The sequence below is a fragment of the Janthinobacterium sp. C22 genome (genome assembly GCF_057919405.1).
On record NZ_CP193659.1, the window covers coordinates 4,358,514 to 4,380,599 of the forward strand.

The window sequence follows — 22,086 nt, forward strand, 5'->3', positions numbered from 1 at the left end:
TCCAAATAAATTCATCATTGCCTTTCAGGAATTTAAATAAATACCGTTCGGAAATAGGCCCTTTATCATATGACTTCCTGAAATGCGCTGAATGAATAAATTTTTATATTCAAATTACATGAAATCAATTTCAAAAATATTATCCCTTGGGCTCATACGACTCCCACAACGGCGGCCCCGCTTCCCAAATGGTTTTCGGCAAGGCTTGCAGCGCGTCGTAAAAAGCATCAAGCGCTGCGGGTGGGTTTTTCATGAATGCAATAAACAAGGGCTGTTCCATGGCCTTGCCGGAGGTATATAGCGCCAGCAAGACGTACTGCGTTTGCCTGTCGAGGTCATCGATCCCGGCATCGAGCGCGCGCTGCTGGTATTTCGCCACAAAGGCGTTCAGCACGCGCGGTGGCGTGTCATTGGTTTCATCGGTGATCACGCGCCGCAGATGGCTGACCAGGTTGGCGGTGTCGGCCGGTTTCAGCTTGGCATGCTTGACCGCGCTGGACGCCTGCGGTGCGGCCTTGGCCGCTGTCTGCGCCGCGACGTTGCCGCCGGCAAACACCAAGGCCAAGCTCAGGCACAGTGCCAGCGCCGGCAACCGGTCAAGCCTCAATTTGTACGCCCCATAAAGGTGGGCCGGCTTCCCATACGTCGTCGGACAAGGCTTGCATGGCTTCATAGAAACTTTCGATAGAGGTGGGTGGGTTTTGCATGAGGGCAATGAAATCGGGGTGTTCGATGCCGGCGCCGGAGGTATACAGGGCCAGCAGCAGGTACTGCGTCTGGCGGTCCAGATCGTCGATGCCGGCGGCCAGCGCGCGCTGCTGGTAGCGGGCGACGAATTCATATAGCAGCCGTGGCGGGGTATCGTTGGTTTCGTCCGTGATCACCCGCCGTAAATGGCTGATCAGCGTATCGGCGTCGCCGGCATCGACCAGCATGCCGTATTGCGCATCGTCCAGGTGGATGAGCGGCGAGTCCATGAGCGCAGTGTCCGGCGCAGCGCCGGCAGTGTCGACGTCGAGCAGGACGGCAACGTCGCCAAAACGGTTGATGTACTGCAAGCTCAACATTCCAGCCACAAACTGCTCGCGCTGCAGCGGCTCCAGGCAGGCCAGCCAGAACGGCAGGATGCGCGTGTCATACCAGCGCAGCATCATCTGCTGCTCGTCGCTCAGGCCGACGGCGTGAAACTGGCGCAAATGCCGCGCCAGTTCGGGCAAGGGCCATGGACTTTCCAACCAGCTCAGGCAAGGCGCGCCATAACCGAGCTTTTCGGCCCAGTCGCAGACTTTTTCCAGCATGGCCGGCGCAAGGCCGGATAGCCGTATCAGCAGGGGCGCGATCTCCGGCAGGCTCGCTTCGTGGGTTTCCTCGAACAGCGACGCATACGGCACTTTCCAGCGCTGCAGCGTCAGGTGGCTGTTTTCGGCTTGCGCGCTGTCGAGCAGCAAATAAGGCTGGCGTTGCCGCTCGAGACTGGCCCGGACCCAGTCGTGCAATGCCGAGACGCTGTCGGGCTTCAACGCAGCACTCCCGCTGCGCCCTGTTGCATGGCGCTCAAAATGCAGTTTTTGCAGGTGCTCGATGGCAGCGGCGGCATCACATACGGCCCCCGCGTGGGCCCGATAAAACTCTTCCTGCCCGCATGCACCGTGATCTTGCCCGGGCACTGGATCGTGATATTGCCGCCCTCGATGGTGATATTCGCGCCGCCCGCCGTCGACAGGCGGATGCTTTTCGCCGCCGCCCAGTCGACATGCGCGTTGGCGCTGACGACATTGACCTCCTCACGCGCCTGCACTTTGATTTCGTCGGCCTGCGCCTGCACGTCGATAGATTGACTGGCGGCAATCATCTGCAGGCCGATATTGTTCTCGCCCGCCTTGACCACGCCGCCCAGCACGCCGATGGCCTGGCCCGCGTGCAGGCGCAGCTTGCCGCCGCTGGTCCATTGCGTGTCCTGCCCGCTCATCAGGGTGACGGTTTCGCCGCTGGTCAGTTGCATGTCCTGCCCCGCGACAACGCCCAGCCCGGCCCGGGCCGCGATCGCGATGATGGCGTCCTTTGTGTGCGGCAGCTGTTCATGCATGCCGGAAACGCTGGCCAGCAACGCTTTCAAGGGCGCCGCCTGGTCGTCGAGTTCGCTGGCATTCGGCGCGCTGGCGCCGACATGGCTGGCGTAGGCCACCGTCTGGTGCGTGGCGGCAGCCTGGCTGAACGTTTCGCCCAGCAGCACCGCCTGTTTCATCAGCGCGACGCCGCCGGCGTTGTCGCCGGCCGGATCGCGTTGCGCGGCCTCGTGCCGGAGCACATAGCTGCTCACAAGCAAGCCCGCCCTGGCGCGCAGCGCGCCATACGCATCGGTGCGCAGCTCGGCGCCGGCACCGCGCAGGCTGCCACGGTAATTGTCGGCGCCATGGATCAGGTGGCCCAGGTTCAGTTCGCTGGCCGCATGGCTGCTTTTCAGCTGGATGCGGCCCTGCTGGTCGGTGTCGTCGAACAGCAGCTGGTTGTAGCCGGCCGCGCTACCCGCCTTGCCGAATTCCTTGCTGCGGATGCCCCATTGCGCCGCTCCATTGCGGTGCGCCGCGCTGGCGCCCGCGGCGCCATGCCACAGCGGACTGTTGCCGCCGGCCACATTGCCCTGGCCCGCGATGGCGTGGTCGTGCGCCGGCTGGAACACGCCGGCGTCGTTGTGATCGCGCACCATGCCGCCCGGCGTGGGTAGCGTGCCGCCCTCGCCCTGGCCGTTGTACAGGGCGCCGACGATGACGGGCCGGTCGATATCGTTTTCCAGAAATTGCACCAGCACTTCCTGGCCGATGCGCGGCAGAAACTGGCTGCCCATGCCGCCGCCGGCGGCGCGCTGCGCCACCCGCACCCAGCACGTCGCGCCCGTCTCTTGCTGCCAGTGAAAGCGGATGCGCACCCGGCCCAGCCTGTCGCAGTAAATCTCATCGGCGCCGCTGGCCACGTCATGGCCGTCGGCGCCGACGACGATGGCGCTCTGGCTGCCCAGGGCCGTCGGCGTGGCGTGCTGGCGCGCCTCGTTGCCATCGTGCAGCGGACGCCATGGCGTGCCAGCATCGATCATGTCGATGCAGTTGGCGTAACCGCTGGCTTGCGCCTGGGCAATCGCGGCGGCGACATCGGGAAACCCTGCGCCCCACTGCGCCACGGTTTCCTCCAGCAATTCCGCTATCGGGCCGAACAGTTCCGCCAGTCCTTCCAGCGCCGGCAGCGGCAGGTTGTTGACGCCGATGCTGGCCACGCGCAGCACGACATACTCGGGCGCGGCACCGTCGGCTGGCGGCAATGGTCCCTGCGTCAGGGTAAAACGCGTGCCGGCGCGCAGGGTGCGCACGGTCGAACGGGCTTGCCACAGCTGGGCGCGCGCTTCGTGGGCCTGCATCCGCAGCTGCGCGTAGCGCTGCGCCTGGGCGGCGCTGGCATACCAGTACTGGCCCGGCGTATCATAGCTTTCCAGCAGCGGCGCGTTCTTGCCGCCAAGCACCATATTCGTCGGCACGCTGGCGGCGAGCGCCTGCTTGGCCTTGTAATCGTAGCTGAGCACGCTACTCAGCCCGACGTGCAGGCTGCGCCGCGCGCGCAAGGCCTGCACCGTGTCGCCCGGCTCGCCGACGCGCGCGCCATGAAAACGCAGCCCGCCGCCTTGCGCGCTGCTGGCGTCCTCTGGCGTGGCGCAAGCCTGGCTGCTGTCGGCAAAGACGAGCAAGGTCTGACCGTCAAACCGCCAGGCCAGCCCCTCTTCGGTCAGCAGGCGGCGCACGAAATCATAGTCCGATTCGCGGTACTGGCAGCAATAGCTGCGTTCGCCAGCGTCCTGCATGAATGAGGCGACCTCGTCGCTCCAGCGCCACAGCGCGTGCGGCGCATACGCCGACAATACCGCGTCGACGATGGCCGTCACGCTCTTGTCTTGCCAGACGCGGCTGTTACGGGTCTGCGTCAGCAGCCACAGCCACGGCGTGATGCGCAGCCGGTAGCGCGCCAGGCCGCCATTGCTGCCCAGCATGGCGGCGGCGCTGATGTAGCCGGAAAACGGCGTGCGCGTGCCGTCGGCCAGGCTGATCTGCAGGCTGGCGGGCTGGCCCAGCAGGGACGCCAGCGCGACATGGGCGCTGGTGGACAAGGCGATGATGTCGCGCGCGCCGACTTCCTGCAGCCCTTCGTCGGCGGCAAAGGCTTCGACCAGCAGGCTGTTGTTCTCGCCTTCACCGATGCTCAACTCGTACAACCGGGTGACGCTCGTGAAAACAGCCAGTGCGTCTGCAATCTTATCGGTTGAGGTGGATGACATGCGATTCCCGTTAGTCTGTTACCACATTTATATATTTGATAATTATTGTAGCTAGGAATGTATATCGCAGGAGCGCGATTGAAACCGGGTGTGCAGAGTGCTCCGTGCCGTCGCGGGCACATTGCGTCCGCCACCCCTCCTTTCCACGCACCATGGCTGCAGTGCTTACCTGATCGTGTACTTGAACTGCCCCTGCTTGTTGGCGCTGACCTTGATCTTCGTGATGGCGGCGCCTTCGGCCATTTTGGCCAGCACCGACTCGGCGATCTCGGGCAGCACGGTGCCGTTGAGGATATTGTCGACATTGCGTGCGCCCGAGTCGACTTCGGTGCAGCGCGCCAGAACGGCGTCGACCAGCGCTTCGTCGTGGCTGAATTCGGCCTTGTGATTGGCCGCGATGCGCTGGGCGATCTTGCCCAGTTTCAAGCCGATGATATTGACCAGCACATCGTCCGAGATCGGATAGAAGGGAATCACTTTCAATCGTCCCAGGAAAGCCGGCTTGAAGGTCTTCACCAGTTGCGGGCGGATCTTTTCCTCCAGCTGTTCCGGCGTCGGCAGGTCGGCCGCCGCCACGTTCAGGCAGGCCTGCATCAGGGTGCTCGAACCGACGTTCGAGGTCAGGATGATGATGGTGTTTTTAAAGTCGATCTCGCGTCCTTCGGCATCCTCCATCACGCCCTTGTCGAACACCTGAAAGAACAGTTCGAGCACGTCCGGGTGGGCTTTTTCCACTTCGTCGAGCAGCACCACGCTGTACGGGTTGCGCCGCACCGCCTCGGTCAGCACGCCCCCTCGCCGTAGCCGACATAGCCGGGCGGCGAGCCTTTCAGGCCCGACACGCTGTGCGCTTCCTGGTACTCGCTCATGTTGATGGTAATAAGCTTGCGTTCGCCGCCATACAGCACATCGGCCAGCGCCAGCGCCGTTTCCGTCTTGCCCGTGCCGGACGGGCCGACGAACAGGAACACGCCCTTCGGCTTGTTCGGGTCGTCCAGGTTGGCGCGCGAAGTGCGCACGCGCTGCGCCACCGCCTCGATCGCATGCGACTGGCCCAGCACGCGCTCTTCCAGCATATCCTTCAGTTTCAGCACCGTGCGGATTTCATCCTTGACCATTTTTCCCAGCGGGATGCCGGTCCAGCCAGCGATGATTTCCGCCACCACGTGGCCGTCGACCTGCACCGGCACCATCGGCGTCTCGCCCTGCAGCGCGCGCAAGTCCTTGAGCAAAGCCTGCAGGTCGCCGCCCTGGCTGGCGTCCGGTTTTTCGCCAGCACTTTCCAGGTCCTGGCGGGCCGCCCTGACCTTCCCGGTCAATGTCTTTTCGCTTTCCCAGCGCGCGGCCAGCACCGCATGCTCGCCAGCGGCGCTACTGCGCTGCGCGCGCAAGTCTTCCAGACGCACCGGGTGGTTCCCGCCGCTCTTTTCCTCGCGCTCGAGCGTCGCCACTTCGGCGTCAATGCGGTCGAGCTTCTTGACCAGGTTTTCCAGCAGGGCCGGCGTGGCGTTCTGGCCCAGCGCCACCTTGGCGCAGGCCGTATCGAGCACGCTGATGGCCTTGTCGGGCAACTGGCGGCCTGAGATGTACCGGTGCGACAGGCGTACCGCTTCGGTGATGGCTTCGTCGTAGATGCGCACATTGAAATGCTTTTCCATCAGCGGCGCCATGCCGCGCAACATGGCGCAGGCCAGTTCTTCGCTCGGCTCCTCGATCTTGACGACCTGGAAGCGGCGCGCCAGCGCGGCATCCTTTTCAAAATATTTCTTGTATTCGCCCCAGGTGGTGGCGGCAATCGTGCGCAGCTCGCCGCGCGCCAAGGCCGGCTTGAGCAGATTGGCCGCGTCGTTCTGGCCGGCCGTGCCGCCGGCGCCGATCATGGTGTGCGCTTCGTCGATGAACAGGATGATGGCGTGCGGGCTTCTCTTGACTTCGTCGATGACGTTTTTCAGGCGGTTCTCGAACTCGCCCTTGACGCTGGCGCCGGCCTGCAGCAGGCCCATGTCCAGCGTATGGATTTCGACGCCCTTCAGCACGGCGGGCACGTCGTCCTGCGCGATGCGCAGGGCCAGTCCTTCGACCACGGCCGTCTTGCCCACGCCCGCCTCGCCCGTCAGGATCGGGTTGTTCTGGCGCCGGCGCATCAGGATATCGATCGCCTGGCGGATCTCGGCATCGCGCCCGATCACGGGGTCGACCTTGCCGTCGCGCGCGCGCGCCGTCAGGTTGGTGGTGAACTGGTCCAGCGCCGGGGTCTTCGATGCGGCCGCGCGCCCTTCGAGTTCGCCGACGGGGTCTCCTCCTCCTCGCCGCCCTCCCCGCATCGCCATCGGCAGCCGTGGCACCGGCCGCCTCCTGCGAGCCTTGCGTGATCTTGTCGAGATTGTGCTTCAGGTCGTCGAGCTTGAATTTATTGAACAGCTTCGAACCGCGGTAAGCCAGTTGCGCCAGTTCCGGATCGGTCAGCAGCGCCTGCAGCAGATGGGCGCTGCGGATGCTGGCCTGGCGGCCGGCCTGCACATCGAGCGAGGCGATCAGCCAGGCGTTTTCAAACAGCTTCGGCAGCCTGGGCGAAAACACGGGGGTGCGCGCATTGCCGGTCTGCAGGCGCGCCACTTCGGCCTGCAGATCCGCTTCGAGCATGCTGACGCTGACGCCGCTGTGGCGGGCGATCAGCGCGAAGTCGCTGGCCGGCTGTTCCAGCAGGGCCAGGAACAGATGCTCCAGGTCGACCTCGTATTGTCCGAGGCCCACGCAAATGCCGGCGGCGCGGGTGGCGGCGATGCGGCTGGTGTCATTGAGCTTGCTGATCAGCGTCTTGAGGTTGATGCTCATGGGGCGAAGGTCCTTGTGTGGAAACGAATGAAAAAAGAAAGATGGCTCATGCCAGCGCATGCAGTTCGTAGCGCACGTCGCCGCGGTCCTGCGCGGCGCCGGCGGTGATCAGGAAACTGTCCCAGCCCAGCCGCCCGCCGCTGCGCGGCTGCGCCAGCGTGACGCCATGCACATCGTCGGCGCGCAGCACCAGCTGCACTTCGTATTCGAGGCACAGGCCGGTAAACAGGGTGAGCATTTTTTCCAGCGCGCGCGCCGCCGCCCCGCCCGGCAGGAAGGCGTCGAAATGCACGCGTGCCAGCGGGCCGACCACCAGCCGCATGCGCAAATCGCGCTGCCAGACGCGCGCGCCGACCAGCGCGGTCGAACCCAGCATGGCGTTCATGCCGCCCAGGCTGCTTTGCTGATCGCGCGGCACGTCGTACCAGCAGCCGACGAACTGGATCACCTTGATCGGCTGGCCGAAATACGCGGACAATACCTGCCCCATCGCCACCGCCGATGGCGGCCGGTGCCGCATGGCGGCGACAAAAATCCCACGGACTCGTCGAGCACGCCGTCGCCATCGTCGTACAGCCGCCGGCGCAGCGACTCATGGCCCAGTCCCGCCAGCGACAGCAGCAGCGGCAGGAACTTGTCCTTGCCATCGAGCTGGTACTTGAGCTCCAGGCGGTACTTGCGCCACGCTTCGTAGAACAGCGCCAGCGCGCGGTTGGAAAACGTGTCGAGAAAGGCGCGCGGTCCCTCGTCTTTTTCGTACAGCTGGTGCGCGGCGATGCGTTCCGTGTAATGGGCCGGCAGCGCGCCGGCCACGCCGAGAAAACCCATGAAGGCCGGCGTGATGCGGACGTATTTCAGTTCGGCGCGCCGCACGGCCTCGCCCAGCGCGCGCATGTCGCCCGCCAGCGCGCCCAGCTCGCGCGGTTCGGCCTGCACCGCTTCGAGCTGGCTGGGCGCGAAATTGAGCGACACCGAATTTTGAAAGCGCAGGAAATTGGCCACCGCCCCTTCGCGCGCCATGCCGTTGCGGGCCAGCCAGAGTTCGAGCAAGCGCACCGCCTGGAAGTACTGGAAGCGGTAAGGCTCGGCGAACAGGCGCTCGATTACACTAGGCTCAAATCGCCGCTGCGTGGTTTGCATCGCAACAACTCCTCTCCCGATTTTTTCGACAGCACCACCAGTTGCGTGAAACTGTTGGCATGCACGTACAGGCCGAGAAAACACTCGACGATATGGGCAAACGCATGGATGCCGCTGCCGACAAAAGCTTCTTCGTCGAGCGTCAGCCGCACTTCGATGCCGCGCACCAGGCAGGCGAAGGGATTGCCGGGCAGCCAGGCATTGGCCGCCTTGTGGTCGATCGCCGCGATACCGCTGATCTGCCGTTGCGAGGTCGCCGAACGGGGCAAGTCATACAGGGTCAGCATCTCCTGGAACGCTTCCAGGCCGCTGCCCGACAGCGACAGATGGTTCAGCGACAGGTGCGAGATCAGGCGCCAGTGCGCGCCGCGGCCCCGCTCGAAGCGGTGCGACTCGGTCGGTTTGCGCAGGAAACTGATGCTGCGCACGCTGGAGCCGCCTTCCAGGAACAGGTCGCCGCCGCGCAGGCCGTAGGTGAGTTGCGCCGGCAGGTCGCGGTTGGTACAGCTCAGCTCCAGGCTCAGGGTGTCCGTTTCAATCGCGGCCGGGTCGAAATCGATGTCGACGATGGAAATCTCGGTCTCGTAACCGGGACGTTTTTCGCTGATCGTGTCATCGCGCCGCATCACCCAGTAATGGCCGTCCCTGGCGGGCGTCTGGCCGTGGCGCAGCGAATAGAAAGGGCGAAATTCGGTGATCGACTCCCCTTGCGGCGTCTGGCGCACCAGCTTCACCGACTCGATTGCCTGCACCTCGAAGGCGTAGGCGCGGCGCGCATCGGCCAGCACCGGATAGCTGGCGGCCGTGTGCGTCAGCCGGATCGGCTCGCCGCGCTGGCGGAACAGGTTGACCACCGGCGTGCAGCCCAGCAGCAGGTTGTTCGTCGACATGGTGCCCAGCATGCGCGCCGTATTCGAATCGGTGCGCAGGCCGGCCAGGGCCAGGTGCAGCGTGATGCGCCGGCAGCCGGACGGCAGCGGCGCGCACAGCGCGGCCAGGTCGATGTCGAAGAAATTGAATTTTTCGGGAAAGCAGAAGTATTCGGTCAACAGCCGGTAAGCCGGATGCGAACGGGCGGAAAACGGGATCAGCGCATCGTCCTCGGCATAGCCGGCCGTGCTGACCGGGATCTGCGCCAGCGCGCTCCAGCGGCCGCTGTCATCGGCTTCCACATAGGCCTTGACCGTGCGCATGAACAGCGCGTCGCGCAGCGCCGCGCAAAACGACGGCTCGCCGTCGATGAACACGCGCAGCTTCGCCACGCCCAGCTGCGCCAGCGAAATCTGTTCGGCGGTCGCTTCGATGACGATGCTGACGCTGGAGGTGGCGTTTGGCGGCAGTGGCATCTGCTCGGGCGCATCGATGATGGCGGAAAATGCCGCATGCGTCAGCGCCAGCGGCGCCACAGTGACGGGATAGGCGGTGCGGAAGGTGCATGCGACGCCCTTGACGGGGCGCGTCGCCAGTTCGGTGCCGCGCGCAATCTCGGTGGCGGCCGTCAGCTGCGCCGCCGCGCCGCTGTAGTCGAGGCGCGCGATCGAACACGAAGGAAACGGCCGCAGGTAATGCGGATACAGCACCTCGAACAGCGCCTCGGTAAATTCCGGATAATCGTCATCGAGGCGTTTCGAGATGCGCGAATTGAGCAGCGCGAAGGACTGGATCATGCGCTCGATATGCGGGTCTTCGCAGACTTCGCCGCCGATCAGCAGCCGTCCCGCGATCTTCGGATAGCGCTCGGAAAACTCGCGCGAATAGCGGCGCAGGAAACCCAGCTCGCGTTCGTAATACGGTAACAAATCTTCCAAGTTCAGGCTCCTTGCGCCGCACGGCGCGCCTTGCTGATCGTGTAATGCAGGCTTGACGGCTGCAGGATGGCGTCGAAGTTGACGGGCTCCTGGGCCGAGTGCACCACCAACAGCGCGGTAATCGCAAAATTGAGGCGGTTGATCGAGCCTTCCTGGATTTCCAGCGAAGCGCGCACACTGCGCAGGCGCGGCTCATGGCGCGCGATGGCTTTTTCCAGGCACTGGCAGATGTACGCGCGGTCGTCGGAACTCGACAAGCTCAGGCCGGCGAAATCATTGAGGCCATAGGTGACGATCGAACGGCCGCATTCGGGAAATTTTTTCAGCAGCGCTTCCGGTATCACGGTGCGCGTGTTGAGCAGCGCCTCCAGGTCGCGCGCCACGGTGTCTTTCAAATCTTCCAGCGACAGGCGTGAGACGGTACTACTGGAAGCGCCCAGGACAGGCGTGTCCATCAGGCGGTCGAACAATCCCGGCGTAAAACCCTTCATCGGTATCCTGTGGTTGGCAGTAGGAAGGAACAAAGGGCGGCCTGCGGCGGCCCTTTGATTCGGCAGAGTCAGTCACGCAGGCACAAGCCGGAGTCGCCGCCGGCGGCTGGCCGGAACGGACTCATCCGGCAAGGGCCGTTGTCGGTCAAATCGTCTTGTTGGCCGACAGGTCCCAACCGCCGGAGGTATTGCCGCCGGAGCCACCGCCGACTTTTTGCTGCGTGTATTTCCACTTGACCTTGGAATACTTGATCGACAGGTTCTCGCCGAGGATGTCGCCAGGCGCGACGGATGGCGCCACGCTGCTGATCAGCACGTTTTCCAGTTCGATCTCGAAGTATTTGATGCGCTCGCCCTGGCCGTCAGCGCGCAGGAATTCGAACTTGGCTTTCGGGATCGTTTTACCGGATGAGCAATTTTGCAGCAGCAGCGGCGTGGCGAGGTCGGCCAGCTTGGCCACCACGATATCCTTGTGCTCGGTACGTTCGGCGGTATGCCCGCCGCCCGTCGAAGCGGTGGCGGACTTCGGCTGCAGCACTTCCCACTGAACCGACTTGCATTCGATCCAATCTTTATGGGAGGTGTCGGTGGATTCGCCTTTGATACCATCAATTTGCAAGTAAACGTCGATTGCCATGTCATTCCTTTCGGTTGTTGATGAAAAAATCAGGATTTGGTCGATTGCGGCAGCTCCGCGACCAAACGGAGTGAAACGGACAGCTCATCGAGCTGGAAATGGGGACGCAAGAAGGAAACGGCGCGGTAGACGCCCGGACGCCCCGGCACCTCCGACACCTGCACCGATGCTTCGCGCAGGGGGAACTGGGCCTTCTGCTCCTGGCTGGCGTTATCGTCGAGCAGCACGTACTGCATCAGCCAGCGGTTGAGGAACTCTTCGACGTTGGACGCGGCGGCAAAGCTGCCGATCTTGTCGCGCATCATCGCCTTCATGTAGTGGGCGATGCGCGAGACGGCAAAGATGTATTGCAGCTGCGACGACAGCACCGCATTGGCATTGGCCGAATCGGTGTTGTATTTCTTCGCCTTCTGCGCCGACTGCGCGCCGAAGAACGCCGCGTAATCCGTGTTCTTGCAATGCACCAGCGAAATGAAACCCAGGTCGCTCAATTCCTTTTCGCGCCGGTCGGTAATGGCGATCTCGGTCGGGCATTTCAGCGCCACCTCGCCCTCGTCCGTCTTGAAGGTATGGGTCGGCAAGTCTTCGACCAGGCCGCCGCCTTCCACGCCGCGGATCGCCGCGCACCAGCCGTAGTCGTCGAAGGCCGCCGTCAGCTTCGTGCCGAAGGCATAGGCGGCATTGCACCACAGGTATTTCTGGTGGTCGGTGCCGTCGACATCCTCGACGAAATTGAAGCCGTCGACGGTGGCGCCATCGGCCGGATTGAACGGCAGACGTCCCAGGAAGCGCGGCAGCGTGAGGCCGACGTAGCGCGCATCTTCCGATTCGCGGAACGACTTCCACTTCGCGTATTCGACTGTGTCGAAGACCTTGGCCAGGTCGCGTGGCTTGCCGAGGTCGGCATAGCTTTCGAGACCGAACAGCTCGGGCGATGCGGCCGAAATGAAGGGCGCGTGGGCTGCAGCGGCCACATGCGACATCTGTTCGAGGAAATACATGTCTTCCGGCTGGCGCGTGAATTCGAAGTCGCCCAGCAGCGCGCCGAACGGAGCGCCGCCGAAAGTGCCGAACTCTTCTTCATACACTTTCTTGAACATGGTCGACTGATCGAATTCCAGCGCGCTCTGGAAATCGCGCACCAGCTCGCGCTTGGTGGCGTTGAGCATCTTGATCTTCAGGTTGGTGCCGGTGGGCGTGTTGTCCACCATGTGATGCAGGCCGGTCCAGCTGCTTTCCAGCTTCTGGAATTCGGGCGCATGCATGATGGCGCTGAGCTGCCGCGAAATGAGCCTGTCCAGTTCGGCAACGCGCGCATCGATGGTGGCCGCCAGGTTATCCGACACCACGACGGTGCCTTCCATCACCTGGCTGACCAGTTCTGAAATCAGATCCTTGGCGCGTGCATGCTCGACGCTGGATTTGGCAACCTTGCTTTGTTCGACGATCTGGTCGAGCAAGCCGATATCGGTAGTCGCGGCGGCGCCGGAGGTGGGGGTCAATTGAGCGGACATGGGATCAGTCTTTCTTGGCGGTGGATTGCTGTTCCAGCTGGGCCAGCTTTTCGGTGCTGTTGAGCACGTCGTTGAGGATGTCTTCCAGTTTGTCGTTGCCGGCCAATTTGTTGCGCAGGTCGGCCAGCTTGGTGCGCGCTTCGAGCAGCCGTCGCAGCGGCGCCACCTGTTCCACCACCGCCTCGGGACGGAAGTCGTTGAGCGACTTGAAGCGCAGGTCCACCCGCAGCTGGCCGCCTTCATCGCTGAGCTCGTTCGACACGCCAAACGCGGCGCGCGGCTCGACCCCCTTGAGCACCTCGTCGAAATTGTCGCGGTCGATGCCGATGAACTTGCGGTCCTTCAGGCGTTTTTGCTCGACTTCGGAATTGCCGCCGAAGTCGCCCACGACGCCCATCACAAAGGGCAGCTCCTTGTTTTCAATCGCATCGCCGATTTCCACGTCATACGTCATCTGCACGCGTGGCGGCCGGACCTTTTGCAGGCGTTTTTGAACACTTTCTTTTTTGACATGACATCATTCCTTTACGAATAATCGACGGCATCGGCGATGCCCTGGTAACTGCTTTGCTGCCCCGGTTTTACTTCAATCCATCGAAGGGATTGGCGCTGCTTTCGGCCGCCTTGGCCTGCCCTTTGCGCGGCGGACGCACCGGCTTGTCGCGCGCCGGCGGCGCGGCCGGCGCCGGCACCAGCACGGTTTCGCCCAGGCTTTCGCGCAGCAGCTTGGCCAGATCCTGCGATTCGGTGCGCAGCGGGCCGGACAGGTTGTTCTGGCGGCTCAAGTCGGCCAGGGCGCGCGTCGACAAGCGCAGTCCGCTGATCGCAATGACGCTGTTGGCCAGCTTGTCGGCCGGGTCGCGCACCAGCACTTCCTGGGCATTGATGATGGCGTCGCCGTACTGGCCCGCCTCATAGCGGGTCTGCGCCATGCGGGCCCACGGATTTTTGTCGGCTGGAAATGCGTCAGCCGCTTGTTTCCACAAACCCATGGCCGCTTCGTTGTTGCCGGAACCTGCAGCCTGGGTCGCCTTTGCCATCAGTTCGTCGAGCGAAGGCGGCGGCGGCGTCTTGACGGCAGGAGTGGTGCTGCAGGCACTGAGCGTCAGTGCGCAGGCAAGCGCAGCAAGAAAATGGCAGGTGAATTGGCGAGACATGGTCTGATTTCCCTCAAAAAAAATGACGCGGTCATGAAAAAAGGTTGCAATTTATAGTTGCTAAATTTTTATTTTTGCGAGACTAACACGGATTTAATATTGACTCCGTTCAATAGAAAATACGCAAAATCTCACATTCCAATCATCCGCAAAGGCAGCATCCATGCAGAAAACGTACCGTACGCACCTTTCTTTCAGATAATGTTAATGTTGTTGCAGTTGCGAAAAAAGCACATAGTTTCTTGTTGTAAATATTGGATGATCGGCCGCGCCGGCAAGCCGGCGATCGCGCGTCAGGAGAGTCCGGAGCGGCAGCGTTCTCCGCGCTTTTATTCCTCAGGCAAAAGGGCAATCGATGAGCATTACTAGCAAATTGTTATGGGGTGAAGGCCTGTTTCTGCGTCCCCAGCACTTCCAGCAGCAAGACCGGTACCATGAGCACCGCCTGCACGAAAGCATCAAGGCGCTCCACCCCTACGCCTGGGGTGTCAACCACGTGCAGATCGACCGCGATGCGCTGAGCAATAACACCCTACGGCTGCTGGAACTGTCGCTGGTGTTCCAGGACGGCGAAATCTACAACGCGCCCGGCGCCGATGAGTTGCCCGACGCGCTGGACTTGAGCACGCTGCAGCAATCGCAGCAAACCGTCACGTTTTATGCCGCCCTGCCCGCCTTCAAGCATTTCGGCGGCAACTTTGCCGCGCTTGGCCAGCCCAACAGCGCGGCGCGCTACGGCCAGGCCAACCTGGAAACGCCCGACCTGTACACCCATGCAGCGCAGGCCGAACTGGCCTACCTGCAAAAATCGTTGCGCCTGGTGGCCGAATCGGAGCCGCGCGATTCGTATGTGAATTTCCCCTGCTGCGCCTGCGGCGCCTGTCGACCGGCGGCTTCGAGCCCGACCCGTCGTTCGTGCCGCCCAGCCTGTCGATCCGCAGCGCGCCGCTGCTGTTCCTGCAGCTGCGCCGCCTGATCGATGCGCTGCAGGCCAAGGTGAACGCCCTGTACGGCCACCACCGCGAGCCAAGCAAGAATGTGATCGAATTTCGTTCCGGCGACATGTCCTCGTTCTGGCTGCTGCACACGGCCAGTTCCGCGTTCGCCTCGCTCAGCCATTATTTCCATCATCCGGCGCTGCATCCGGAGCGCCTGTACGAAGCGCTGCTGGCGCTGGCCGGCGCGCTGATGACGTTCTCGAAGACCCATGCGCTGGCGGACCTGCCGGCCTACCAGCACGCCGATCCGGGACCATCGTTCGCGCGCCTGCACGCGATCATCCGCGAACTGCTCGACACGGTGATCTCCTCAAAGTATTTCGCCATCGCGCTGACCGAAGTCAAGCCGTCGTACCATCACGGCAAGCTCGATTCGGGCAAGATCGACGACAAGACCGCGTTTTACCTGGGCGTCTCGGCCGACATGCCGGGCGTGGAACTGGTGGACGTGGTGCCGCTGCGCTTCAAGATCGGCGCGCCGGACGACGTGGAAAAATTCGTGCTGTCGGCCCTGCCCGGCGTGCGCCTGCAGCACACGCCGCAGGTGCCGGCGGCCGTGCCGGTACGGCCCGATACGTATTACTTCACCATCGAAGCGAAGGGCCAGATGTACGACCGCATGTTGCAGGCCCAGTCGATTTCGATCTACGTTCCGTCCGGCATGCGGGACCTGAAACTTGAACTTGTCGCCATCACTTCCTGAAGATAAACGATGAATGCAAACGCCCCCTCCCTGATGTCCGGCGGCTCCGCCGCGTACGCATCGAGCGTACCGGCCGGCCCCGGCACAGAACATACGCTGAGCGACCTGATGTACGACGGTTTCTACGCGCTGTTCATGCTGAAGAACGGCAGCGGCCCGCAAGACAATGCCGACTTCATCAGAAAAATGACGCAGTTTCTCGACGAGTTCGGCAACGCGGCGAAAAAACATGGCGCCTCGGCCGATGATATCGATGCCGCCAAGTACGCATTTTGCGCGGCTGTCGACGAAATCATCCTGCGCTCGCCGTATGCCATCCGCGACGACTGGGCGCGCCGGCCGCTGCAGCTGGTGCTGTTCGGCGACCAGCTGGCCGGTGAAAACTTCTTCATCCGTCTCGAGGCGCTGCGCGCACGCGGCAGCGCCCACCTGCAGGCGCTGGAAGTGTTCCACATGTGCCTGCTGCTCGGCTTCCAGGGCCGGTACATCCTCGAAGGCTCGGAAAAACTCGCCTACCTGACGGCCCGCCTGGGCGACGAGATCGCCCAGATGAAGGGCAAGAAAGCCGGCTTCGCGCCGCATGCGGAACGCCCCGATCAGATCGCGCACAAGTTGCGCAACGACGTGCCGCTATGGGTGCTGTGCTCGGTATTCGCGCTGATCTGCGCACTGGGCTATCTGGGCCTGCGCACCATGCTTGCCAAGAACACGGAGCGCCAGATGAATGCCTACAGCGATATCGTCAAGCTGGCGCCGCGCACGGCCAACCTGACCATCACGTTGCCGTAATGAGCGGCCCGGCAACGACAGAAGCTGCCCTGGACGCGTTCGGCACAGGCTTGTCCCAGCATGCGCGGCTGATCACGCTGACCACGGCGCAGGCATCGAACCTGCCCGAATCGCTGATGGCCGAGCAGGTGACGGGCCGCGAGGCGGTCAATGAGCTGTTCCGTTTCGAAGTCGATGCCTTGAGCACGGCGGCGAGCCTGGACCTGGCCAGCTTTCTCGGCGAAGAAATCACGCTCAAGCTGCTGCAGCCAGACGGCGGCTGGCGCGCCTGGCACGGACTGTGCACCGACTGCGCCTTTGCCGGCGCCGACGGCGGCGTGGCGCGCTACCGGCTGCGCCTGGAACCTGCCCTGGCCTTGCTGGACCTGCGCCGCGACAGCTATATCTTCCAGGACAAGAACGCGCGCGACCTCATCACGGAACTGCTCGGCGACTATCCGCAGGTCCGCTTCGAATTCGATGTCAGCCAGGAACTGGCGCCGCGTCCGGTCTGGACGCAATACCGCGAAAGCGACCTGGCCTTCCTGGCGCGCGTGCTCGCCTTCGAAGGCCTGAGCTGGCGCTTCGAGCACGAGCAGGATGGCGCGGCGCGGCAGGACGCGCAGCAGGCCAAGCACAAGCTGGTGATTTTCGACAGCAAGGCCGTGGCGCCGGCGACGCCGGGCGCGGCCGGCCTGCGCTTTCACGGCATGCGCGCCAGCGATACCGATGACGCCATCGACAGCTTCAGCGCACGGCGCCAGGTGCGGCCCAACGCGGTCGGCATCAGCAGCTGGGACCCGCAGCAACTGGCGGCGCCGGCCGCCGAACACTGCTCCAGCCTGGCGGCCGGCGAATTGCCGCCCCTGCCGCTGTACGACGGCGCCGGCGAGCGGCGCCACGCCGACAGCACGGCGGCCGATCCGCACGGCCTGCGCATGCTGCAGGCGCTGGAGCTGGAGAACAAGCAATTCACGGGCGCTGGCGCGGTGCGGCGCATGGCGGCCGGCCATGCCTTCGACCTGCTGCAGCACGAGCATTATCCCGGTGGCGCCAACCAGTTCACCGTGCTGTGGGTCGAGCACCGGGCACGCAACAACCTGGGACCGGCCAGCGGCGCGCTGACGACGGTGCTGTCGAAACTGTCGACAATAGCCAGCCTGGGCGACGTCGCCAGCCTGCTCGATGGACAGCTCGAGGCCGGCACCTACCGCAACACCTTCGGCTGCGTGCGCACCAGCGTGGCCATCGTGCCGCGCGCCACCGCCGCACGCCAGGCCAGCAGCGCGCTGGGACCGCAGACGGCACTGGTGGTCGGCCTGCCCGACAGCGTGGCCACCACCGGACGCGACCATCAGGTACGCATCCAGTTCGCCTGGCAACGGGGCAGCGCCGCCAATCCGGGCGGCATGACGCACAACACGGATCAACAGGGCAACGCGCCCGGCAACGAAGCGTCAGGCACCTGGGTGCGCGTGGCCGAAGCGCTGGCCGGCCCGAACTGGGGCTCGCAGTTTACGCCGCGCATCGGCACCGAAGTCCTGGTCGATTTCATCGAAGGCGACATGGACCGCCCGCTGGTGGTGGCCCAGCTCTATACGGGCAACGACATGCCGCCGTACGCGGCCGGCGTCGATTCGGACGTCAACCACGCCGGCGTCATTTCTGGCATCCACAGCCATAATTTCGATGGCGGCGGCTATAACCAGTGGGTGATCGACGACACGCCGGGCCAGTTGCGCACCCGCCTGGCGACGAGCAGCGCGTCCACGCAGCTGAACCTCGGTTACCTGGTACAGCAAGGCGTGGGCACGGCCCAGCGCGGCAGCTACCGCGGCAGCGGCTTCGAACTGCGCACCGACGCCTGGGCCGTGCTGCGCGGCGGCGAAGGCGTGCTCATCTCTACTACCGCCCGCGCCCAGACGGGCGCGGGCATTGCCTCTACCCAGCTCGACACCACGGAAGCGTTGGCACAGCTGAAAGGCGCCGCCGAACTGAACAAGACGTTGGCCGAGGCCGCGCAACAGCAAACCGCCCTGTTCAGCCAGGATGCGAAACAGGCCCAGCTGGACCTGATCAAGCAGATCGACCCGCAGCAGGACGGCAAATACCAGGCCAGCGTGGGCGGGCAGGAAGCGCTGAAGGCCAGCGCAGGCGAGCGCAAGCTGGCCACCGACCAGCCGGTGGAAAAATTCGGCCAGCCCCTGGTCCTGATGGAAGCGCCCGCCAGCATCAACTGGGCCACGCCCGGCTCGACCGTCCTGTTTGCGGCGCAGCAGCTGCAATGGACCACGCAGTCGGACCTGCACATGACGGCAGGCCACACCTACTCATCCGTGGCGGCCGGTGCGCATGGGCTGTTTACCCACACCGGCGGCATCCAGGCCATCGCCGCCAACGGCCCGGTATCGCTGCAGGCGCATACGGGACAACTGGAGATCCTGGCCGACAAGGCCATTACCGTGATCTCGGTCAACGACAGCATCGATATCAAGGCCAACCAGAAGATCACGCTGCAGGCCGGCCAATCGTCGATCACCTTAGAGGGCGGCAATATCACGTTCACCTGCCCCGGCAACTTCACGGTCAAGGGGGCCAGCACGTCTTCAACGGCGGCGCCAGCGCGGCCGGCGTGCTGCCGGCACTGCCCGATACGCGCATCAAGCTGTTCGATGAAGGCTTTGTGCTGCGCGACCGCGACACGGGCGAACCGATGCCGCGCCAGCCCTACCGCATCAAGCGCGAAGATGGCAGCTATGAGAGCGGCATGACCGACGAAAAGGGCTTGACGCATGTGATTGCAGCGGCCGCCGCCGAGGCGCTGGTGATCGAGCTGCTGAAAACGATGGGCGGCCAGGGTTCGGCATCGGCATCGGCACCGGCACCCGCCCCCTCTTCAGCGCCGGCGCCGGTACCAGGTTCGCCAGGACAGCCGGCGGCCAAGGCAAACACCCCGCCGGAACCGAAATACAAGCCGGCAGGCGACTCCAGCACCACGCCGGTGGACAACAAGCGCCGCAAGGAAGTACTCGTCAAGCTGCCGGCCTGCTGGATCGAGGACTACGAAAAGGAAATCGCCGGTCCCTCGTATGGCCGCTATGCGCAGCCTTACCAGCACGACGGCACGCCACACAAATACAGGGACAAGATCTGGTTCAAGCTGTACATACCGGCAAAATCGGACGGTCCGGTGGTGGTGGAAGTGCGTTTCAAGGCCATCACGGTACTGGATGCCGCAGGCCAGGCGCTGGAAGAGAGCGACAAGGGCACGGAATCGGCGGCGCTGCGCGTCAAGCAGCGCGCCAACGTGGTGGCGCTGGCGCAGAAAAACGCGACGGCCGGCATCGAAGGCAACTGGAACAACAAGTTCCGGCTTGAAATCAATGATCCGCAATGCGGACAAAAAGTGTTGCCCGTGGTTTTCCGCGTCGTCTGGGTCGATGAAAATCAGCACTACACGCTGCAGATCCACAAGCGCTATGACCGCGAAAACGTGACCGGCGACGTCATGAACGTGTCGCTGGCGACGGCACTGACCACGTATGCGCATGAATTCGGGCATTGCGTCGGCATGCCCGACGAATACTCGTACACGGAGTTCGAAGAAACTGTACGCTATTTCAAGCCCGACGGCACGCTCGACGAGCCCATCGTTTGCCACGTCAACGGCACCTCGCCGGAAGACCTGACGCAATCGATCATGTCGTATGCGGAAGGCGCGCGGATACTGAAACGCCACGGCTGGAATATCGCGATTGAAGCGCAGGAATTACTGAGCAAAAAAATCGGCAGGAAGATACGATGCGATATTGTCTGACACTGCTTATCTATGCCATGCTGATGGCACTACCATTGAAAGCCAATAACATGACGAGCACTCACGCGCCCCTCTCCATTTCCCTGCAATGCCTGGGCAACGCTGGCTGCGTCTATCAGCGCAAGCCGATCGACATACTGGTCACCATCCGTAACGATGGCAGCCGCGATATCGGCTTTCCGCTCGACTACCTGCGCAAGTCGGGCCCGATCGTCAAATTCATCGATACCGATACGGGCGCCGTCACCTACGCCCGCCGCGGCCTGGCCAATCCGGCGCTGAAAACGCAATTCACCACGATTGCGCCAGGCGCCTCGGTTTCCATGGAAATCGATGTGCACCCCACCGACATTGAAACGTTTCGTATCGACAAAGTCGATATCAGCGTAGAGGTGATCTTGAAGGGCGACATACGCATCGATGGCGAAACCGAACTGCAGGACTACCAGGGCGGCGCGAAGATCCGCATCTTTGAAAAAGATGAGTAAGACCATGCTGGCGCGGATGGTGCGATAGAGCATACGCGTCGACCAGCAACTGCCGTCGCTACGGAAACGATCGCACCGTACGATCACTCGCTGGCCGGCCGCTACAGTTTTCCGGCCCCGCATAAAAAATCCCCTGAAAAATCAGGGGGATTAGCTGTTGCATTGACCCGGCATTACCTTACGGTGCTGCACGGGAGATTATTCCCACTCGATTGTCAATGAGGTGGCTAAGCGTTTGATTTTTCGGTTATTTCCAAACCATTCAGTTACCGATACCCTCAAAAATACCCTCAGCGGCTCTATCTTCATTGCCGGTTCGTCGCGGACGGAACGGAAGAGGAAATTCCGCTTGTTCAAACCGGTCACCAGATTTTCCTGGCCGATGACGCTTTCGTTTCGGCACATCAGCAATCGCAGCGCTCCGATATATTTAAGGATACGCCGATCTTGTGACTTTTTGAAATAGATGCGACGCCAATAATGCGTGCTTAAAAGAATGCCGGATCATGGCCGGCGTGCAAGGGGCTGATCCCTATTTATGGTCGGTGAAATCGCAGTACTACCGTGCGCTGCGAAACCATAGAGGTAGCCTTGGCGGCATATAAAACGCATTCGTGTCGCGCTGTCTCGCGTCCCTCTGGATCGCACCACCACAGGCCACCAAATGGCCCGTCAAACAGCTTTACAGCATTTCCGGCTCGGCCGAAGTCTTCAAGTTCTGGAAGCGAGAATTCGTCATCTTCCGCAATCAACAATATCTTGGGTTCTACACCAAGAGCTATGTCGGGACGATTGAATGAAATCCACGATGCAGCACTTTGAGCGTGCGCCATCGCAACCTCACATTGCGCAGCTATCAAAGTATCAAAACCATCTCGAATAAGCCCCTCTTTAAGAGACTGATGTTCACGTTGTACGTTCATTTTTTACATACTCCAATTTCGGTTACAGCGAAGATGGAACGCTCAGTGACGGTTTAAAAACTTCATAGCAACTTTCAGGTCAAAGCATCTTTGATGTTTTGGAGTGATTGACGATGTGGACGCAAGAGAATCGAAGCCGGCATCAGCAGGTGAGGACGGCACTCAAACGTGGCTATCCCACAGATGTGAAAGATGAAGAGTGGCGTCTGATCGCACCGCTGCTGCCAAGGCAAGCGAAGACGGAAAGACCTCGCAAGACAGATTTGCGCACGGTGATCAATGCGCTGCGTTACATGGTACGGTCCGGATGCGAGCGGCGCATGTGCCATCTAGATCGTAACGCAAAAGCGCCAAGCTGTCGTTAGCACAAAATAATGTCCACTATGACAAAAGGCGCCGGGTAATGGCATTGGTCGCACTTCTCAAATACCTGATGTAGACCCTCATTGCACTACATCAGGACATCGCGATGGAGTGCCGTGGCGGCAC

The 22,086-nt window shown here is 62.6% G+C and carries 14 protein-coding genes and 3 pseudogenes; 5 read left to right on the top strand and 12 right to left on the bottom strand.

Features of this window, described 5'->3' with window-relative positions; genetic code table 11:
• Positions 1-139 precede the first annotated feature (139 nt).
• The 11 genes and pseudogenes from ACRHIG_RS20390 to ACRHIG_RS20440 all read right to left on the bottom strand — a co-directional run bounded on the left by ACRHIG_RS20390 (position 140) and on the right by ACRHIG_RS20440 (position 13,900).
• Positions 140-673, bottom strand: coding sequence for a hypothetical protein (locus tag ACRHIG_RS20390; RefSeq protein ID WP_489627687.1), 534 nt, complete (start codon positions 671-673; stop codon positions 140-142).
• Positions 597-1,520 (bottom strand): DUF4123 domain-containing protein, encoded by a 924-nt coding sequence (locus ACRHIG_RS20395; protein ID WP_489627688.1) that lies wholly within the window; start codon positions 1,518-1,520, stop codon positions 597-599. The genes ACRHIG_RS20390 and ACRHIG_RS20395 overlap by 77 nt, the downstream gene beginning before the upstream one ends.
• A complete protein-coding gene (locus ACRHIG_RS20400) occupies positions 1,517-4,318 on the bottom strand; it encodes a type VI secretion system Vgr family protein (RefSeq protein WP_489627689.1) in 2,802 nt (933 codons plus the stop codon). Before ACRHIG_RS20400 ends, ACRHIG_RS20395 begins: the two co-directional genes overlap by 4 nt.
• Positions 4,319-4,483: 165 nt before the next feature.
• Positions 4,484-7,153, bottom strand: a pseudogene (gene tssH, locus ACRHIG_RS20405) (type VI secretion system ATPase TssH).
• A gap of 46 nt (positions 7,154-7,199) precedes the next feature.
• A pseudogene (gene tssG, locus ACRHIG_RS20410) lies at positions 7,200-8,293 on the bottom strand (type VI secretion system baseplate subunit TssG).
• Positions 8,257-10,101, bottom strand: coding sequence for a type VI secretion system baseplate subunit TssF (gene tssF / locus ACRHIG_RS20415; RefSeq protein ID WP_489627690.1), 1,845 nt, complete (start codon positions 10,099-10,101; stop codon positions 8,257-8,259). The pseudogene tssG and the gene tssF overlap by 37 nt, the downstream one beginning before the upstream one ends.
• A 2-nt stretch (positions 10,102-10,103) precedes the next feature.
• Positions 10,104-10,592, bottom strand: coding sequence for a type VI secretion system baseplate subunit TssE (gene tssE, locus ACRHIG_RS20420; RefSeq protein WP_489627691.1), 489 nt, complete (start codon positions 10,590-10,592; stop codon positions 10,104-10,106).
• Between the two features lie 145 nt (positions 10,593-10,737).
• Positions 10,738-11,229 carry an Hcp family type VI secretion system effector gene (locus ACRHIG_RS20425; RefSeq protein WP_230506832.1) on the bottom strand — a complete coding sequence of 164 codons (492 nt, stop codon included), beginning with the start codon at positions 11,227-11,229 and terminating at the stop codon, positions 10,738-10,740.
• A gap of 29 nt (positions 11,230-11,258) precedes the next feature.
• Positions 11,259-12,743: a type VI secretion system contractile sheath large subunit gene (tssC, locus tag ACRHIG_RS20430; protein WP_475417285.1), complete on the bottom strand. Its 1,485-nt coding sequence runs from the start codon at positions 12,741-12,743 to the stop codon at positions 11,259-11,261.
• A gap of 4 nt (positions 12,744-12,747) precedes the next feature.
• Positions 12,748-13,227, bottom strand: a complete 480-nt coding sequence (tssB, locus tag ACRHIG_RS20435; RefSeq protein ID WP_489630846.1) for a type VI secretion system contractile sheath small subunit — start codon at positions 13,225-13,227, stop codon at positions 12,748-12,750.
• A 97-nt stretch (positions 13,228-13,324) separates the two neighbouring features.
• A complete protein-coding gene (locus tag ACRHIG_RS20440) occupies positions 13,325-13,900 on the bottom strand; it encodes a tetratricopeptide repeat protein (RefSeq protein ID WP_475417286.1) in 576 nt (191 codons plus the stop codon).
• A gap of 355 nt (positions 13,901-14,255) precedes the next feature.
• On the opposite strand from ACRHIG_RS20440, the pseudogene tssK reads away from it, so the two are divergent.
• The 4 genes and pseudogenes from tssK (at position 14,256) to ACRHIG_RS20460 (ending at position 20,674) form a co-directional block, all read left to right on the top strand.
• Positions 14,256-15,601 (top strand): annotated as a pseudogene (gene tssK / locus ACRHIG_RS20445) (type VI secretion system baseplate subunit TssK).
• 9 nt (positions 15,602-15,610) lie between these two features.
• Entirely contained in the window at positions 15,611-16,390 is a 780-nt protein-coding gene (gene icmH / locus ACRHIG_RS20450; protein WP_475417288.1) for a type IVB secretion system protein IcmH/DotU, read from the top strand.
• Positions 16,390-19,140: a type VI secretion system Vgr family protein gene (locus tag ACRHIG_RS20455; protein ID WP_489627692.1), complete on the top strand. Its 2,751-nt coding sequence runs from the start codon at positions 16,390-16,392 to the stop codon at positions 19,138-19,140. Before icmH ends, ACRHIG_RS20455 begins: the two co-directional genes overlap by 1 nt.
• 1,096 nt (positions 19,141-20,236) lie before the next feature.
• The gene (locus ACRHIG_RS20460; RefSeq protein WP_475417290.1) at positions 20,237-20,674 is read left to right on the top strand and encodes a hypothetical protein; all 438 of its coding nucleotides are present in this window, start codon (positions 20,237-20,239) and stop codon (positions 20,672-20,674) included.
• Positions 20,675-21,210: 536 nt separating this feature from the next.
• Here ACRHIG_RS20460 and ACRHIG_RS20465 read toward each other — a convergent pair.
• Positions 21,211-21,597: a hypothetical protein gene (locus ACRHIG_RS20465; protein WP_489627693.1), complete on the bottom strand. Its 387-nt coding sequence runs from the start codon at positions 21,595-21,597 to the stop codon at positions 21,211-21,213.
• A 113-nt stretch (positions 21,598-21,710) separates the two neighbouring features.
• Here ACRHIG_RS20465 and ACRHIG_RS20470 point away from each other — a divergent pair, with 113 nt between their 5' ends.
• Positions 21,711-21,962: a transposase gene (locus ACRHIG_RS20470; RefSeq protein ID WP_489627694.1), complete on the top strand. Its 252-nt coding sequence runs from the start codon at positions 21,711-21,713 to the stop codon at positions 21,960-21,962.
• Positions 21,963-22,086: the final 124 nt, after the last annotated feature.

Excerpts from the sequence above, each read along its gene's own strand:
- ACRHIG_RS20390 (WP_489627687.1), bottom strand. The coding sequence starts at position 673 with ATGAAGCCATGCAAGCCTTGTCCGACGACGTATGGGAAGCCGGCCCAC.
- ACRHIG_RS20400 (WP_489627689.1), bottom strand. The coding sequence starts at position 4,318 with ATGTCATCCACCTCAACCGATAAGATTGCAGACGCACTGGCTGTTTTC.
- tssE (WP_489627691.1), bottom strand. The coding sequence starts at position 10,592 with ATGAAGGGTTTTACGCCGGGATTGTTCGACCGCCTGATGGACACGCCT.
- ACRHIG_RS20425 (WP_230506832.1), bottom strand. The coding sequence starts at position 11,229 with ATGGCAATCGACGTTTACTTGCAAATTGATGGTATCAAAGGCGAATCC.
- tssC (WP_475417285.1), bottom strand. The coding sequence starts at position 12,743 with ATGTCCGCTCAATTGACCCCCACCTCCGGCGCCGCCGCGACTACCGAT.
- ACRHIG_RS20440 (WP_475417286.1), bottom strand. The coding sequence starts at position 13,900 with ATGTCTCGCCAATTCACCTGCCATTTTCTTGCTGCGCTTGCCTGCGCA.
- icmH (WP_475417288.1), top strand. The coding sequence starts at position 15,611 with ATGAATGCAAACGCCCCCTCCCTGATGTCCGGCGGCTCCGCCGCGTAC.
- ACRHIG_RS20455 (WP_489627692.1), top strand. The coding sequence starts at position 16,390 with ATGAGCGGCCCGGCAACGACAGAAGCTGCCCTGGACGCGTTCGGCACA.
- ACRHIG_RS20460 (WP_475417290.1), top strand. The coding sequence starts at position 20,237 with ATGACGAGCACTCACGCGCCCCTCTCCATTTCCCTGCAATGCCTGGGC.
- ACRHIG_RS20465 (WP_489627693.1), bottom strand. The coding sequence starts at position 21,597 with ATGAACGTACAACGTGAACATCAGTCTCTTAAAGAGGGGCTTATTCGA.
- ACRHIG_RS20470 (WP_489627694.1), top strand. The coding sequence starts at position 21,711 with ATGTGGACGCAAGAGAATCGAAGCCGGCATCAGCAGGTGAGGACGGCA.